The following is a 16,643-nucleotide window of genomic DNA, read 5'->3' as shown; positions in this document are numbered from 1 at the left end:
GAAGCCCTGCACTGATGAGACCTCAGTGCAGGCGCGGGCGTCAGGCTAAATAGCCAAGATGTTCGTAAAGAATATTGCAGCCGATGGCAATCAGCACGATGCCACCCGCTATCTCCGCTTTTTTGCCGAGGATCGGGCCAATATAGCGGCCAATCATCATGCCTAACGTCACCATAATCATGGTGGCGCAGCCAATAACCATCGCCGTGTGGAAAATATTAACTTGTAAAAATGCCAGTCCCACGCCAAGGGTCATGGCATCAAGGCTGGTTGCCACTGCGGTGCAGACCAACAGAGCCAGACTGTGTTTCTTGATTTTTTCGCAGTGACAGGTCTTGGCCGTTTTACAGCCTCCGATGATCATGCGCCCGCCGAGAATCACCAACAGCATGAAGGCAACCCAGTGATCCCATTCAATAATGAACTGACTGGCAAAAAAACCGAGCGACCAGCCAATTAACGGTGTGATGGCTTCAACGATACCAAAAATCAGACCGGTACGAATGGCATCCCGGAATCGGGGTTTGTGCAGTACGGCGCCTTTACCAATTGATGCGGCGAATGCATCCATCGACATGCCAAAAGCCAGGATAAGTGTTGCTGATAGGTTCATTGTAATAGCCTCGGCTGGGTGGTTCTCCATATCCACGTAGATCATCCCCAACCAGATGATGATCGCCGTGTCTATGGTCTCGCCTGCCAATCGGCCGCCCGCACCACGTTTTAAATATCCTTAATACGGATATAAAACGAGTATGTTGATACGAGCATTTCTAATATTAAATATCAGAAACCGGCTACTCCCCAATGACGGCGCAACCTTAGCATATTATTTAGGGGTGAAACAACAATAAAAAATCTAAGTGTTAATAATGCAATTGATAATTATTTTCATTTAAATAAAGATAGGGATAAATGCATAAAATAACGTCAGATAGAATAAGGATTAAATACCACAAATAAGTTAATGGTATGTTTAATAATATTAAAAATTTACGATAATTTTACTATATCCTATTGATTTTCAATCATAAAATTATATATTCTTTCCAAATCATCAAGTTGCGCGACATGAATTAATAATCGCCGCCGCTCCAGATCGATGACCAAAACCCCATCCTCAGATAAATTCATATTTTTAATACAGTTATAAGGAATAAATATATTGGCATAAAAGAACCCTGCTGATTTAAACAGCAACTTGGGGCGGCGAATATAGGCAAGATAGATCGCCATTAATGCCAGGGAAAGCAAAAGCCAGGTCGTCATTATCGCGCCATTATTCATGATATTTTGATAAATAAGAATGGCGACTAAACCAATAAAAATGAGCGCGTCCAGTCGGTTTGCACGCCTTAACAAGACGCGGAGCCGCGTCTTTCCCTTCAGCCTATCCATGATGAATTCGTCATAGATGGCATAAATCAGCGCCAGTGCAATCGACACAGCCAGGGCGATATCCGTAACCGTCATGGGTAACTCCATTTGTAAGTATGAGGAACAGCGAGTGATAACCTGAATGGCGTTTTAAGCCGGAATATCGCGCCGGGTAAGAGGGTATTCCAGACTTGAGTCGTGTTTCGGCCGCGTAAGGCCGGAGGTGAAAACCTCCGGCAAGGTACGCATTATAAACCAAGCAGGCCGATCCAATAACCGAAGATCCCGATGGCAAAGAATCCCATGATGAGCCACAAGGCGTTGACTTTACGCCTCAGCAGCCACATGCAGCCGAAAGTCAGCAACAGCGGGATCAACCCCGGCATCAACTGGTCGAGAATCGACTGGACGGTAGTCACCGTGGTTTCACCGTTTTGATTGGTGATCCTCGATACCACCAAAGGCACATTAACGTGCGTCCACTTATTGACCAGCGCCCCCATGACAAATAGGCCGAGAATCGATGCCCCCTCGGTCATCTTTTGCAGGAAGCCGCCACCCATATCATTAACAATATCAACCCCTTTACGGTAGCCGTAAGCCACGCCATAGTAGCGAACCAACAGACGCACCAGGTTGAACAGCACGAAAAAGAGTATCGGCCCCAGCAGGCTGCCGCTCATCGCAATCCCCGCGCCGAGCGCGGCAAAAACCGGGCGCGCGGTGCCCCAGAATATCGGGTCGCCTACGCCGGCCAGCGGCCCCATCAGGCCCACTTTCAGGCCGTTGATCGCACCGTCGTCAATCGGCGCGCCATTGGCGCGTTGCTCCTCCATGGCCATCGTCACGCCCAGAATCGGGGCCGCGACAAACGGTTGGGTGTTGAAAAACTCCAGATGGCGCTTAATCGCCTGTTTGCGTTCTTCCGAATTTTCGGGGTAAAGACGGCGGATCACCGGCACCATGGAAAAACAGAAACCGAGCGCCTGCATACGTTCGAAGTTCCATGACCCCTGGAACAGGTTGGAGCGAATAAACACCCCGCGAATATCACCGGCCGTGAGTTTCTTTACATCAGTTGTAGTTGTGTCAACCATTTCTCTCACCCCTATTAGTCCAGTTCATTATCAAGATCGTTGCTACCCGCCGCTACAGGCTGACCCTGCGTCTTGTTGTATTTCGGGCTGAGCTGGATATACAGCACGGCCATGACAACGCCAATCACACCCAGCGCCACCAGGTTGAAATCGGTGAATGCGGCAGTAACGAAACCGAGATAGAAGAAAGGCATCAGGTAGCCCGCGCGCATCATGTTGATGACCATCGCATAACCGACCACCACAATCATGCCCCCGGCGATATTCAGGCCGTTGGTGACGACGTCCGGGATTGAATTCAGCATGGCATGAACGGCATCAGTACCGACGGAAATCGCAACGATAACGGCAGGAATGGCAATACGCATCGCCTGAAGCAGCAGGGCTGAGACATGCAGCCAACTGATGGCGCTTAAATTACCGCGTTCCGCCGCGCTGTCGGCGGCATGCTGGAAGGCAACGGTAATGGTTCGGACAATAATCGTCAGTACCTGCCCGGCGGCGGCCAGCGGGATCGCCAGGGCAATCCCGGCGCCGACGCTTTGTCCGCCGGCAATAACCAGGATGGTTGAGATAATGGAAGCCAGCGCCGCATCGGGGGCGACCGCCGCACCAATGTTCATCCAGCCGAGTGCGATCATCTCCAGCGTACCGCCGATAATGATCCCGGTTTGCAAATCGCCTAATACCGCCCCGATGAGCGTACAGGCGACGAGTGGGCGGTGGAATTGAAATTCATCAAGAATCGATCCCATCCCCGAGACACAAGCGACAAGAAATATCAGCACAATTTGAAGTGTGGTGATTTCCATTGTACTTCTCCTATGAAAGCGTTTCTGAGTATCCCCGTCATTTTTCACGTTGCGGCGTCGGCTGCTTTCGTTCGTCCCGTTCGCTTATTTTGCGCAAGCTTCAGGGATTCGCCCGATTACCGCCAGGCGGCAATTTGAAATTTTAAGGGTATAAAATAAATCGTTACGCCGCGTTATTTATTGGGTGTTAACGAGCCATCTTATTAATTAAGTCCATCATTTTGAGTTTGGTATCGCTGGAAACTTTTCTGACCTCCAATTCAATTCCGCGTTTATCCAACTCTTTGAACGCGGCAATATCTTTTTCATCAATAGAGACCGCATTATTGACCTGCGTCTTTCCTTGACGGAATGCCATGCCCCCAATATTAACGGAGGTTATTTTTACGCCATTTTCAACCAGATGTAATACATCGGTCGGGTTGGTAAATAACAACATAACGCGATCGGATGCATATTTCGGGTTGTTATAAACCCGAATGGCTTTCTCGACATCGACTACATGCGCCGTAACCCCGGGAGGGGCGACCTGGGTCAGAAGGGTTTTGCGGACATGATCGGCCGCGACGTCATCGCTGATGACGATAATGCGCGTGACATTGGTTTCCTTTGTCCAACGGGTGGCGACCTGACCGTGAATTAAGCGATCATCGATACGCGCCAGACCTATTTTCATATGTTCGCCGGTTCCGGAAGCCGGAGCGGCGGCGGGCGCCTTGGGGGATGCCGGAGCAGGGGAGACGGCCGCTTTCGGTTTCTCCTGCGTTTTCAGCGCCTTTACGCCGTCCCGGCCGGCTTCAAGGGCGATCGCCACCAAATCGGCGAATGCCGGATTGTCGTCTCGCGCCATAAACGTTTCCGCCAGCATGGGGATATTTACCCCGGCGATAACTTCATGGTTTTCTTTATCCGTTACCATGCGGCTGGCCGCGTTAAACGGGCTTCCTCCCCAGGTATCGACTAAAAACAATACGCCAAGCGACGTATCTAACCGGGACAGCTTCTCCTGATATTTTTCCATTAATGTTTCAGCGTTCTCACCGGGGACAAAATCAACCCAGGCGACGTTGCTTTGTTCGCCAAGGATCATTTCAGCCGTTTTTAGCAGCGGCCCCGCAGTGGCTCCGTGAGTGCATAACATTATCGCAATACTCACTTGCTACCTCCTCATTATTCACCATCAAATTGCATGTGTAATACGTCAGGAAACAGGATTAACGTTCAGATACTGAAAGTTAACCGCAGTGTTATCAGTATGGTCGTAAGAATCTAACTTGGTTATCCAATAGGTAAAAAACGTTAAAATTCATTCGACATTCAATGAATCGGGTCAGGCAATCAAACGTGAAACGACGATTTGACGGATTTATTTTACTCATCGAAAAAATAAATAGTGTGATGCGGCTCCACCTTTGATCGGTAAAAAGTTTGATCTGTTACTCAAATGTGGAGTAAACAATAGAAATGTTGCATACGGTTAGTTGATGCTGAGCGTAAGAAAATCTTTGTGAAAAATGGGGGCAACCTGTTAGAGTAATCTTCCCTTAAATTGCTTAGGAGCACCGGGCATCCGCCCTTCCCATGGACTGTCACCGACAAAACGTTCTCTGTTTACCCGCTAACGCTGGTGGTTTTCTGTACTCAGTTGGTCGTTCCCATCTTCATCTGAGGCACCCTGATTCAAACCCACTCTTTTTATTACCCTTCAATGCAATTAACGCATTGATGTCATTTGCTCGTTCATTTTTCGGAGTCTGACATGGAATTTTTGCTGGATCCTTCAATCTGGGCAGGCCTATTGACGCTGGTGGTACTTGAAATTGTTCTGGGCATCGACAATTTGGTCTTTATTGCCATTTTGGCGGATAAGCTGCCGCCCAAACAGCGCGATAAAGCCCGTATTATCGGTTTATCGCTGGCTCTGTTAATGCGTTTGGGGCTGTTGTCTCTGATTTCCTGGATGGTCACGCTGACCCGTCCGCTGTTTCACATTGCTGATTTTAGCTTCTCAGGACGCGATCTTATTCTGCTGTTCGGGGGGCTGTTTTTGCTGTTCAAAGCCACGATGGAACTCCACGAACGGCTGGAGAATAAATCGCATGATGAGCATGGCAATCGCGCGCATGCCAGCTTTTGGGCGGTAGTGGCGCAGATTGTGGTGCTGGATGCGGTCTTCTCGCTGGATGCCGTTATTACGGCGGTGGGAATGGTTAACCATCTTGGCGTGATGATGACCGCGGTCATTATCGCCATGGGTGTAATGCTGTTGGCGTCTAAACCGCTGACCAATTTCGTCAACGCTCATCCGACGGTGGTGGTGCTGTGCCTCAGCTTCCTGCTGATGATTGGTTTAAGTCTGGTGGCGGAAGGTTTCGGCTTCCATATTCCCAAAGGTTATCTGTATGCGGCGATTGGTTTCTCGATCCTGATCGAAATGTTTAACCAGATTGCCCGGCATAACTTTATGAAACATCAGTCGCGACGCCCTCTGCGCGAGCGAACCGCGGAGGCGATTTTGCGTTTGATGGGCACCAGAAAAACCACCGACGATGTGGACGATGAACCGAAGAAAGTCATGACCGAAACCTTTGCTGAAGAGGAACGCTATATGATCAGCGGGGTTCTGACATTGGCGTCGCGTTCTTTACGCAGTGTCATGACGCCGAGAACGGAAATTTCCTGGGTGGACAGTGAGCGTTCCATTGACGAAATTCGCTTGCAACTGCTGGATACCCCCCACAGTCTATTTCCTGTCTGCCGGGGTTCGCTGGATGAACTCATTGGCGTCGTCCGCGCCAAGGATTTGCTGGTCGCGCTGGAAGATCACACCGATGTAGAGAGCTTTGCCGCCGCGAACCCGCCCATCGTGGTGCCGGAAACGCTGGATGTGATCAATTTACTGCCGGTGCTGCGTCGGGCCAAAGGGAGCCTGGTTATGGTAAGCAACGAGTTCGGTGTCGTGCAGGGGCTGGTGACGCCGCTTGACGTACTGGAAGCCATTGCCGGTGAATTCCCGGATGAGGATGAAACGCTGGAGATTGTGGCGGACGGCGACGGTTGGCTGGTTAAAGGCGGCACGGATTTGCACTCATTGCAGCAGGTCGTCGACAGCAGCGATCTGGTCAGCCCGAAAGAGGATTATGCCTCTCTGGCGGGAATGCTGCTGGCACACAGCGATGAGTTTCCGCAGGTGGGCGATGTGATTGAAATCCACCGGTTGCGCTTCCAAATCATGGAGGTGTCGGAGTACCGCATTGAGCTGGTCAGGGTGGAAAAAATCACCGAGCCGGTTGATGAGGAAGAAGAGTAAGCGTCATAAAACAGCCCCGAACTCTACGGGGCTGGTTTCCGCCGCGATGTTTATCACATAGCGTAAATCAGTCGCACTGAACCTTAATCGCCAGCCCGCCGCGCGACGTTTCGCGATATTTGGCGTTCATATCCTTACCGGTTTCGTACATGGTTTCGATCACCTTATCCAACGATACCCGCGGTTCGCTGGTGCGGCGCATCGCCATTCGTGCGGCGTTGATCGCCTTTACCGAGGCGATGGCGTTGCGTTCAATGCACGGAACCTGCACCTGACCGGCAACCGGATCGCAGGTTAAGCCCAGATTGTGCTCCATGCCAATTTCCGCGGCGACGCAGACCTGCTCCGGACTGGCGCCCATTAATTCCGCCAGCCCGGCGGCCGCCATTGAGCAGGCGACGCCCACTTCTCCCTGACAACCCACTTCCGCGCCGGAAATGGAGGCATTCATTTTGTACAGAATCCCCACCGCGCCGGCGGCGAGAAAATAGCGGATATAGATGCCCGGCCCCACCGGTTCGATGAAATGGTCGTAATAAGCGAGGACGGCCGGCACGATGCCGCAGGCGCCGTTGGTCGGCGCGGTAACGACGCGTCCGCCGGCGGCATTCTCTTCATTTACCGCCAGGGCAAACATATTGACCCAGTCGACGACATTCATCGGATCGTTTGACAGTTTGTCGGAGGCGACCAGCATGCGGCGCAAGGCTGAAGCACGGCGGGGAACCCGCAGAGGGCCGGGTAAAACGCCTTCGGTATTGACGCCGCGATCGATACAGGCGCGCATGGTTTGCCAGACGGCGGCGAAATAATCTTCGATATCCTGACGGCTATGCAAAGCCAGTTCGTTGCGCATTACCATGCCGGAGAGTGATAGGCCGCTTTGTTTGCAGTGCGCCAGTATTTCTTTCGCTGAATGAAAGTTATAGGGCACTGAGACTTCATTTAACACGCTGTTGCCGAAGTTTTCCTCATCGACGATAAACCCGCCGCCGATGGAATAGTAGGTCTTGCGGTAACGCTCTTTGCTGCCGGCAAACGCGGTGATGGTCATACCATTTTCGTGCAACGGCAGGTTTTCGCTGCGGAACACCATACCGCCTTCACGCGGGAAATCGACTTCATGCTGCCCATCCGCCAGTAACAGGCGTTCGCGCTGCTCAACGTCGCGGATAAAACTCGGAATGGCATCAATGTCGACGGTGTCCGGCATGTTGCCTGCCAGCCCCATGATGATGGCGATATCGGTGTGATGTCCTTTTCCGGTCAGCGACAGCGAACCGTAAACATCAACCGCGATCCGCGTGGTGGCGTCCAGTAAATGCCGGCTTATTAGCTCATCGACAAATTGCTTACCGGCTTTCATCGGTCCTACCGTATGAGAGCTAGAGGGGCCAATACCGATTTTAAACATGTCGAAAACGCTTATCACACAAAACCCCTTAAAAAGCGCACGTTAATCCGCTGGTTAGAATAAAATTCTCAAAATTGCGCTATTGTAGTGTGGAATATGTTGTGTGGCTTTCTTTTTCGCATGAAATAAACTTATGCCAGTTCACAACAGAACTTATTCCAGAAAGGCTGGGTGGGGTAATTAATCACCATTATAACCTTGTAAATGGCAGGGATAATTGGCGATGGAAAAGAAGTGGGGGCAATATCAGGGCGCGCTGGAAACATGCAGCGCAAGCTGGCGAATGATCGATGCCGTCAATCCCCAGACAAATTGCTGCCGATACCAGGAAAGGTAAACCCGATGGGGCCGCTGCCGTCGCTCGATATCAACGGGGTAATAGCGCGTCAGCGCCAATGCCTCTTCAAGCGGCATTTCAAACAGCTCGGCCACTTCGTGTTCATTAGGATAAAAATGCGTCCGGGCGGCAATAAGACCAATAACGGGCGTGACCTGAAACCCGCTGATGCTGTCTACCGGCGGCAACACGCCCAGCACCCGCACATTCTGCGGCGGGATGGCGACTTCTTCCTGCGCTTCGCGCAAAGCCGTCGCGATCAATGAGCGGTCATCACTATCGGCCGCGCCGCCGGGGAAAGCGACTTGTCCGGCGTGTTTTCTGAGGTTGGAGGCCCGTCGGGTGAGCAGCAGGGTCGGCGTAGGGCGGCAGACAATCGGCACCAACACCGCGGCATGCCGCGGCTGGCGGGCGACAGACGCGGGCGGCGGCGTTTGCAGTTGAAAGCGGGTAATAAACTCGGCCAAACTAAAAGGCGCAGCCGAGCGTAGCGCCGGCGCGCTGGTCTCAATCACGGAATGTGTCACGGGTATTAACCTGAGCATCTGGTTGACGATCCAATTCATCCTGCTGATTCGATGCATTCAGCAACGGCAAGATACGGCCTACTTTATCAAATGTTTCCTGATATTCCGCCTGTTCCTGACTGTCGGCAACAATTCCGCCGCCGGCCCAGCAGTATATTTTCCCCTGTTCGGTTAATAAGGTACGAATGGTGATGCTGGTGTCCATGGTGCCGCAAACGCTAAGGTAGCCGATACTGCCGCAATAGGCATTACGCCGGTGCGGCTCCAGCTCTTCAATAATCTGCATCGCCCGGATTTTGGGCGCGCCGGTAATGGAACCGCCGGGGAAGCAGGCCCGCAGCAGCGTCGTCGCGCGGCAGGTCTCGGGAAGCCGCGCCACGATGGTGCTGACCAGATGGTGCACCGCCGGAAAAGGCTCAACGGCAAACAGTTGCGGTACGCTGACGCTGCCGGGCGCCGCGACCCGGCCAATATCATTACGCAGTAAATCGACAATCATCAGGTTTTCCGCCCGATCTTTTTCCGACCGGGCCAGCCGCTCGGCCTGTCTGGCATCCGCCGCCGGGTCCGCCAGCCGCGGCAGCGTGCCTTTAATCGGCCGCGTCTGAATACGTTGATTCTCCAGCCACAGAAAACGTTCCGGAGACAGACTGATCACCGTATTTTCGGGCAGACGCAGAAAAGCGGAGAACGGCGCTTTGTTGTCGGATGACAGGCGTAAAAAAGCCTGCCACTCATCGCCCTGATACTCGGCGACAAAGCGTTGCGCCAGATTGACCTGATAACAATCTCCCGACAGCAGATAATCCTGTATTCGGCGAAATTTTTCGCCGTACGCTTCGCGTGACAGATTGGCGCGCCACGGCCCGGTGAGCTGAAAATCCGCCTGACGATCATAGACCGGCGGGTTCGCTAACCAGTCGAGCCGGTGCTGAAGGTGGCGATGTACGATCAGCGTTAATGTCTGGCGCTGATGATCGGCAATTAACGCCCAGTCATAAAGACCGATGGCCATATCCGGCAGGTCGATGTCCTGCGCGGCCTGTGTCGGCAGCGTTTCAATGCGGCGGCCGAGATCGTAACCGAACAGACCGAGCGCGCCGCCCTGAAAGGGGAAATCAGGGTGCGGGTCGGCGGCGATCCCCAGACTTTCAATTTGCTGCTGTAACAGTGAAAAGGGATCGTCGGCGGAGACCTGCCTGCCATCGTCACGAATAATGTCCGTTTGCCCGCCGCGCGTGCAGAGCGTCACTCTGGGGTCGGCCACCATAATATCAAAACGATTATGGGAATGTTCGGCAAAACCGGAATGCAGCAACATGGCCCACGGTTGTTGCGAAAACGGCGCGAAAAGCGTCAGCAATGCATCCGGCTGATAGGGCAGCGCGTGATAGACAGGGGATGAGGACATGGTATTTTCGTATAATCTCATGCTTTGCAGGTGGACGTCGGTTTCTGTGGTGAGCCCGGGGATTTTCCCGGTGGGCTAGCGTACCACAAACCGGAAGTTCTGGTGTATGGCTGAGATAGCGTGCGATGATACGCCCCGATTCAACCACCAGGAGTTTATCATGATTGCAGGTATGCCGGCATTGACGCATGAGCAGCAGCAGGAAGCCGTAGAGCGTATTCAGGCGCTGATGTCGCAGGGAATGAGCAGCGGTCAGGCTATCGCGACGGTGGCGGCCGAGATTCGTGAAACGCATAAAGGTGACAGGGTCACTGCTATGTTTGATGACGAAGAAACCAATGAAAACGATGAGGATGAGACGCGCTCTTTTGACGACGGCGAAGAAGAGGAAGAGCACTGACGGCTATTCCTCCGCTATCGCTTTACACGGCGGCAATCGCTTTTATTTCAATTTTATATTTCGGATTCATCAGCTTGGCCTGTACGGTGCAACGCACCGGCGCGCTGCCTGACACGACCCAGCTATCCCAGACGGCATTCATCGCCGCAAAATCTTCGGCGTCGGCCAGAAAAATGGTGACGTCCAACAGACGGCTTTTATCCGTTCCCGCCCGTTGCAGCACGGCATCCAACGCCGCCAGGGCATTTTCCGTCTGGGCGCGGGCGTCGTCATCCAGATTATCCGGCACGCTGGTGTGATACAGCGTGTTGTTGTGAATAACAGCATCGGACCAGCGGGCTTCAGCATCGATTCTGGTAATTGGCATAAGCGTGTTGTCTCTTCATCGTTGGTGAATAACGGCGTCAAGCCTAACATAATCTTTTACGCCGCTTTCATTTGCGCGGATAAAAAGTCCGTCTGATTTAGGGTGGTAGCCGTAGTTGAGTCTTGGCATAATCGGCGCGGCGCTATCATCAGGTAACGTCGGCCGTCTGCATATCCGATAAAGAGAGACAGTGTGACAAACGATCGTGTAATAGATGATTTTGCAACCGACGGGGCGCTGGCGAAAGCCATCCGCGGATTTAAACCGCGTGAACCCCAGCGGCAAATGGCACAGGCTGTCGCTCAGGCGATTGATAAGCGGCAGGCGCTGGTGGTGGAAGCCGGAACCGGAACCGGCAAAACCTATGCGTATCTGGCGCCGGCGCTGCGATCGGATAAAAAAGTCATTATTTCGACGGGGTCGAAAGCATTACAGGATCAGCTCTATAGCCGAGACTTGCCGACGGTGGCGCAGGCGCTGAAATACAAAGGTAAATTGGCGCTGTTGAAGGGACGATCCAACTATCTGTGTCTGGAGCGCCTTGACCAACAGTCGCTGGCGGGCGGCGATCTTTCCGCGGAAACGCTAAGCGAACTGGTTCGGCTGCGGGGATGGTCTTCTGAAACGGCGGAGGGCGACGTGACGACCTGTGCCGGGGTGGCGGAAGATAGCCCGGTCTGGCCGCTGGTGACTAGCACCAATGATAATTGCCTGGGCAGTGATTGCCCGCGATATAAAGAATGTTTTGTCGTTAAGGCGCGCCGCAAAGCCATGGATGCGGATGTCGTGGTGGTCAATCACCATCTCTATCTGGCGGATATGGTGGTTAAAGAGAGTGGTTTTGCCGAACTGATCCCCGACAGCGAGGTAGTGATTTTTGACGAGGCCCATCAGATCCCGGATATCGCCAGCCAGTATTTCGGTCAGCAGCTTTCCAGCCGGCAACTGATGGATTTGGCGAAAGATATGAGCATCGCCTACCGCACCGAGGTGCGTGACGCGGCGCAATTGCAAAAGAGCGCGGATCGCCTGACGCAAAGCACCCAGGATTTCCGCCTGGCGCTGGGCGACCCCGGGTTCCGCGGCAATCTGCGCGAAATCCTCAATCAGCCGTCGCTTCAGCGCGCGCTGGTGCTGTTGGATGATGCGCTGGAGCTGTGTTATGACGTGGCTAAACTCTCGCTGGGGCGCTCAGCCTTGCTGGACGCCGCCTTTGAACGGGCGACGCTATACCGCGGGCGTTTAAAACGATTGCTGGATGTGCAGCAACCCGGTTACAGCTACTGGTATGAATGCAGTTCCCGTCACTTCGTTCTGGCGCTGACGCCGCTTTCCGTTGCCGATCGCTTTCGCGAACTGATGAAAGAAAAACCGTCGGCCTGGGTATTTACCTCCGCCACGCTGTCAGTTAATGAGCAGCTCACGCATTTTACCCGGCGGCTGGGGCTGGATGACGCCGATACCCATACCTTGCTGCTGCCCAGTCCGTTTGATTATGCCCGTCAGGCATTGCTCTGTGTGCCGCGCTATCTGCCGGAAACCCATCGACCCGGCGCCGCCCGGCAACTGGCCGCCATGCTGCGTCCGCTGATTGAGGCGAATCAGGGGCGCTGTTTTATGTTGTGCACCTCGCATCAGATGATGCGCGAGCTGGCCGCCGAATTCCGGGCAACGCTGACGTTGCCGGTTTTATTGCAGGGGGAAACCGGTAAAGCGCAACTCCTCTCGCAGTTTGTCTCGGCGGGTAACGCGCTGCTGGTGGCGACCAGCAGCTTTTGGGAAGGGGTTGACGTGCGCGGCGATACGCTGTCTTGCGTGATTATCGACAAACTTCCGTTCACTTCGCCGGACGATCCGCTATTGAAGGCGCGCATTGAAGATTGCCGTTTGCGGGGCGGCGAACCCTTCGATGACGTGCAATTGCCGGATGCGGTGATCACGCTGAAACAGGGCGTGGGGCGTTTGATTCGGGATATTGACGATCGCGGCGTGCTGGTTATTTGTGATAACCGTCTGGTTATGCGCCCGTATGGCGCCGTGTTTCTCAATAGCCTGCCGCCGGCTCCCCGCACCCGCGATCTCGGCCAGGCCATCGAATTTCTTACCCGGAAAGCATAACGGAAATGTGCCGGGGGCTATGTTATGATGCGCGCCGTTAAGACTTATTTTTTATCCCGCCTGAGGTTGGCATGTCTACGCGAATTCTAGCGCTTGATACCGCGACGGAAGCCTGTTCCGTCGCACTCTGGAATGATGGTGAAATTCATTCTTTATTTGAAATTTGTCCCCGGGAACATACGCAGCGTGTGTTGCCGATGGTTCAGCAAGTGCTGGCGGAAAGCGGCCTGACGCTCAATGCGCTGGATGCGCTGGCATTTGGTCAGGGGCCGGGGAGTTTTACCGGCGTGCGTATCGGTATTGGTATTGCTCAGGGACTTGCTCTGGGCGCCGAGCTGCCGATGATCGGCGTTTCCACGCTGGCGACTCTGGCGCAGGGCGCATTTCGCCGTACCGGCGCCACGCGGGTATTGGCTGCCATTGATGCCCGCATGGGTGAGGTTTACTGGGCCAAATACCAGCAAGAGGCCGATGGGCGCTGGCAAGGCGACGCGTCTGAAGCCGTGTTGACGCCGCAGCAGGCGCGGGATCTGAGCGCTGAATTGAGTGGCCGGTGGGCAACCGCCGGCACGGGATGGAAAACCTACGCCGATCTGGTGAATCACCCGGCAATAGCATTGCTGGATGGCGACACGCTGTTACCCCAAGCGGAAGATATGCTGCCGCTGGCATTGACGCAATGGCTGGACGGTCGGGCGGTAAGCGTGGAACGGGTTCAACCCCGTTATCTGCGCAATGAAGTCGCCTGGAAAAAACTGCCCGGTCGTGAATGAACAGCAACTTATTCTGTGCGATATAGTCTAATTATCAGGCCCTGGAAAAGGAGATGTCATGATTATTGCACGGTATATGAATGATAAAATGCGGCATGCCCGGCGGCAACGCGCTGTCTGGGTCGGTATCCTTATCGCCGCAGCATGGCTGCTTTCCGGATGCGTCACGGTGCCTGATGCCATCAAGGGAACTTCTCCAACGCCTCAGGACGATCTTGTGCGGGTCATGAATGCGCCGCAGCTGTATGTGGGGCAAGAGTCCCGCTTTGGCGGCCGGGTGGTCGGCATTCGGAATGAAGCCGACAAAACCCGATTGGAAATTGCCGCCATGCCGCTGGACAGCGGCGCTAAACCCCGTCTGAATCTGCCTTCCGAAGGACGCTTTATTGCTTATGTAAACCGCTTTCTGGAGCCGGTGGATTTTAAAGACAAATTAGTTACCGTTGTCGGCCCCATCACGGGAACGGAGCAGGGGGCCATCGGCGACAAGCCATACCGCTATGTGGTGGTTGACGCTCAGGGATATAAACGCTGGAATGTGGCGCAGCGTGTGGTGATGCCGCCGGGGGCTTACGGCCCGTGGGGCTGGCATGCCCGCTACGGCTATGGCTGGGGCCCCGGTTGGGGATTCGGCGGTGGATGGTACGGCCCGGCTCAGATTGAGACGGTAGTGACGGAATAAACCACCGTTGGGCACGATAGAAATCAGGCGACTCGGTTGCCTGATTTTTTTTGAACAAGTTATTAACATAAAATAAGTGATCGGCCTCGCAACCTTGACATTGTTTGCTTTTCAACTGGTAAGCTGAGTTAAAATAATGTTAACAATCATCTGGTAGTGAGGCTGACGATGCCGCTAAAAAAATATCTCGGGAGTGATGTCTTGGACAAAATTTGGCTATCGCGCTATCCGGCAGGTGTACCCGCCGACATCGATCCGGATTGCTATTCCTCACTGGTTGAAATGTTTGAGAATGCGGTGGCGCGTTACGCCGATCGGCCTGCATTCAGCAATATGGGCGAAGTGATGACTTTCCGTAAGCTGGAAGAGCGCAGCCGGGCGTTTGCCGCCTATCTGCAAAATCAGCTTAAACTGAAGAAAGGCGACCGTGTGGCATTGATGATGCCAAATCTGTTGCAATACCCGGTGGCGTTGTTTGGCGTGCTACGGGCCGGTATGGTGGTGGTCAACGTCAATCCGCTGTACACCCCGCGTGAACTGGAATATCAGTTGAAAGACAGCGGCGCCAGCGCCATTGTGATTGTATCCAATTTCGCGCACACGCTGGAAAAGGTGGTGCATAACACTCAGGTGCGGCACGTTATCCTAACGCGCATGGGCGATCAGCTATCGACGGCGAAAGGGACGCTGGTCAATTTTGTGGTTAAGTACATTAAGCGGCTGGTGCCTAAATATCATCTGCCGGACGCCATTTCATTCCGGCGGGTGTTGCAAGAGGGGCGGCGCTTGCAATATGTGAAGCCGGATATCATCAATGCCGACCTGGCTTTCCTGCAATATACCGGCGGCACCACCGGCGTCGCCAAAGGCGCGATGCTGACTCACCGTAACTTGCAGGCGAATCTGGCGCAGTGTAAAGCGGCCTATGGCCCGGTATTGCAGGAAGGGCATGAGGTGGTGGTCACCGCACTGCCGCTGTATCATATTTTCGCCCTGACGGTGAATTGCCTGTTGTTTATCGAATTTGGCGGAACCAATCTGTTGATAACCAATCCCCGTGATATCCCCGCGCTGGTGAAGGAGTTATCGCAGCATCCGTTTACCGTCGTGGTCGGGGTCAATACGTTATTTAATGCGCTGTTGAATAATAAAGAATTTCATGAGCTGGATTTCTCGACGCTGCGATTGTCGGTCGGCGGCGGGGCCTCGGTACAGCAGGCGGTGGCCGAACGCTGGGAAAAGCTGACCGGCAAACATCTGCTGGAAGGCTATGGGCTGACGGAAAGCTCGCCGCTGGTTTCCGGCAATCCCTACGATTTGAAATATTACAGCGGAAGCATCGGTCTGCCGGTGCCGTCGACGGATGTGCGCATCATTGATGGCGAAGGCAATGATGTCGCGCCCGGCGAATCAGGGGAGCTGTGGATCCGTGGCCCGCAGGTGATGCTGGGCTATTGGCAGCAGCCCGCGGCGACCGACGAGGTATTGAAAGACGGCTGGCTGGCCACCGGTGACATTGTCACCGCGGATGATCAAGGCTTCCTGCGGGTTATCGATCGCAAAAAAGATATGATCTTGGTGTCGGGGTTTAACGTTTATCCGACTGAAATTGAAGATGTGATTACCCGCCATCCTAAAGTTTCGGAATCTGCGGTTATCGGCGTCGCCAATGACGTTTCCGGCGAGGCGGTAAAAGCCTTTGTGGTGCGTCGTGACGGTTCGCTGACCAAAGACGAACTGATCACTCACTGTCGCCGCAATCTTACCGGGTATAAAGTGCCGAAAGAAATTGAGTTTTGCGAGGATTTACCTAAATCGAATGTAGGAAAGATTTTGCGGCGGGAGTTGCGCGACGACCCCGATAAAACCAGGGAAACCGCAACGCCGTAGCAGAATGGATAGCCGCGGGTGATTTATCAGTAAAACGTCTGCCAGATGCGGGCAGGACAGGATATCATAGGTTTCAGGCATTATCGTTGACCCTGCCGATAGGCGGCGGATTACGCGCCGCGGCCAAT

Annotated in this window: 15 protein-coding genes and 1 riboswitch; of the genes, 6 read left to right on the top strand and 9 right to left on the bottom strand. The window is 53.8% G+C overall.

Annotation, left to right across the window (positions count from 1 at the left end; genetic code table 11):
- Nucleotides 1–40: 40 nt before the first annotated feature.
- From mntP to manX, 5 genes are all read right to left on the bottom strand, one after another.
- Nucleotides 41–613 carry a manganese efflux pump MntP gene (gene mntP / locus HOY33_RS00995; protein ID WP_172288766.1) on the bottom strand — a complete coding sequence of 191 codons (573 nt, stop codon included), beginning with the start codon at nucleotides 611–613 and terminating at the stop codon, nucleotides 41–43.
- Nucleotides 614–619: 6 nt separating this feature from the next.
- Nucleotides 620–818, bottom strand: a riboswitch (yybP-ykoY riboswitch).
- Between the two features lie 196 nt (nucleotides 819–1,014).
- Entirely contained in the window at nucleotides 1,015–1,473 is a 459-nt protein-coding gene (locus tag HOY33_RS00990; RefSeq protein WP_172287790.1) for a DUF986 family protein, read from the bottom strand.
- A gap of 152 nt (nucleotides 1,474–1,625) precedes the next feature.
- Nucleotides 1,626–2,474 carry a PTS mannose transporter subunit IID gene (locus HOY33_RS00985; protein ID WP_172287788.1) on the bottom strand — a complete coding sequence of 283 codons (849 nt, stop codon included), beginning with the start codon at nucleotides 2,472–2,474 and terminating at the stop codon, nucleotides 1,626–1,628.
- A 14-nt stretch (nucleotides 2,475–2,488) separates the two neighbouring features.
- Nucleotides 2,489–3,286 (bottom strand): PTS mannose/fructose/sorbose transporter subunit IIC, encoded by a 798-nt coding sequence (locus HOY33_RS00980; protein WP_172287787.1) that lies wholly within the window; start codon nucleotides 3,284–3,286, stop codon nucleotides 2,489–2,491.
- Between the two features lie 187 nt (nucleotides 3,287–3,473).
- Nucleotides 3,474–4,442: a PTS mannose transporter subunit IIAB gene (gene manX / locus HOY33_RS00975; protein WP_172287785.1), complete on the bottom strand. Its 969-nt coding sequence runs from the start codon at nucleotides 4,440–4,442 to the stop codon at nucleotides 3,474–3,476.
- A 603-nt stretch (nucleotides 4,443–5,045) separates the two neighbouring features.
- On the opposite strand from manX, the gene HOY33_RS00970 reads away from it, so the two are divergent.
- On the top strand, nucleotides 5,046–6,596 hold the full coding sequence (locus tag HOY33_RS00970) for a TerC family protein (RefSeq protein ID WP_172287784.1): 1,551 nt from the start codon (nucleotides 5,046–5,048) through the stop codon (nucleotides 6,594–6,596).
- A 67-nt stretch (nucleotides 6,597–6,663) separates the two neighbouring features.
- Here HOY33_RS00970 and HOY33_RS00965 read toward each other — a convergent pair whose 3' ends face one another.
- From HOY33_RS00965 to pabB, 3 genes are all read right to left on the bottom strand, one after another.
- Nucleotides 6,664–8,028 (bottom strand): L-serine ammonia-lyase, encoded by a 1,365-nt coding sequence (locus tag HOY33_RS00965; RefSeq protein ID WP_172287782.1) that lies wholly within the window; start codon nucleotides 8,026–8,028, stop codon nucleotides 6,664–6,666.
- 228 nt (nucleotides 8,029–8,256) lie between these two features.
- On the bottom strand, nucleotides 8,257–8,874 hold the full coding sequence (locus HOY33_RS00960; RefSeq protein ID WP_330526948.1) for a CoA pyrophosphatase: 618 nt from the start codon (nucleotides 8,872–8,874) through the stop codon (nucleotides 8,257–8,259).
- Nucleotides 8,855–10,285, bottom strand: coding sequence for an aminodeoxychorismate synthase component 1 (pabB, locus tag HOY33_RS00955; RefSeq protein ID WP_172287779.1), 1,431 nt, complete (start codon nucleotides 10,283–10,285; stop codon nucleotides 8,855–8,857). Before pabB ends, HOY33_RS00960 begins: the two co-directional genes overlap by 20 nt.
- 160 nt (nucleotides 10,286–10,445) lie before the next feature.
- Here pabB and HOY33_RS00950 point away from each other — a divergent pair, with 160 nt between their 5' ends.
- Entirely contained in the window at nucleotides 10,446–10,685 is a 240-nt protein-coding gene (locus HOY33_RS00950) for a YoaH family protein (RefSeq protein WP_172287778.1), read from the top strand.
- Nucleotides 10,686–10,707: 22 nt separating this feature from the next.
- Here the strand turns inward: HOY33_RS00950 and HOY33_RS00945 are convergent, their stop codons facing one another.
- Nucleotides 10,708–11,052 carry a RidA family protein gene (locus HOY33_RS00945; protein ID WP_172287776.1) on the bottom strand — a complete coding sequence of 115 codons (345 nt, stop codon included), beginning with the start codon at nucleotides 11,050–11,052 and terminating at the stop codon, nucleotides 10,708–10,710.
- A gap of 192 nt (nucleotides 11,053–11,244) precedes the next feature.
- Between HOY33_RS00945 and HOY33_RS00940 the strand changes: the two genes are divergently transcribed.
- The 4 genes from HOY33_RS00940 (at nucleotide 11,245) to fadD (ending at nucleotide 16,515) form a co-directional block, all read left to right on the top strand.
- The gene (locus tag HOY33_RS00940; RefSeq protein ID WP_172287774.1) at nucleotides 11,245–13,170 is read left to right on the top strand and encodes an ATP-dependent DNA helicase; all 1,926 of its coding nucleotides are present in this window, start codon (nucleotides 11,245–11,247) and stop codon (nucleotides 13,168–13,170) included.
- A 71-nt stretch (nucleotides 13,171–13,241) separates the two neighbouring features.
- Nucleotides 13,242–13,943 (top strand): tRNA (adenosine(37)-N6)-threonylcarbamoyltransferase complex dimerization subunit type 1 TsaB, encoded by a 702-nt coding sequence (tsaB, locus tag HOY33_RS00935; protein ID WP_172287772.1) that lies wholly within the window; start codon nucleotides 13,242–13,244, stop codon nucleotides 13,941–13,943.
- An 88-nt stretch (nucleotides 13,944–14,031) separates the two neighbouring features.
- Nucleotides 14,032–14,625, top strand: coding sequence for a Slp family lipoprotein (locus HOY33_RS00930; protein WP_172288764.1), 594 nt, complete (start codon nucleotides 14,032–14,034; stop codon nucleotides 14,623–14,625).
- Between the two features lie 201 nt (nucleotides 14,626–14,826).
- On the top strand, nucleotides 14,827–16,515 hold the full coding sequence (fadD, locus tag HOY33_RS00925) for a long-chain-fatty-acid--CoA ligase FadD (protein WP_172287770.1): 1,689 nt from the start codon (nucleotides 14,827–14,829) through the stop codon (nucleotides 16,513–16,515).
- Nucleotides 16,516–16,643: the final 128 nt, after the last annotated feature.

Source organism: Brenneria sp. hezel4-2-4 (genome assembly GCF_013155275.1).
Classification (GTDB): domain Bacteria; phylum Pseudomonadota; class Gammaproteobacteria; order Enterobacterales; family Enterobacteriaceae; genus Brenneria.
This window is presented reverse-complemented; position numbering and strand designations above follow the sequence as displayed.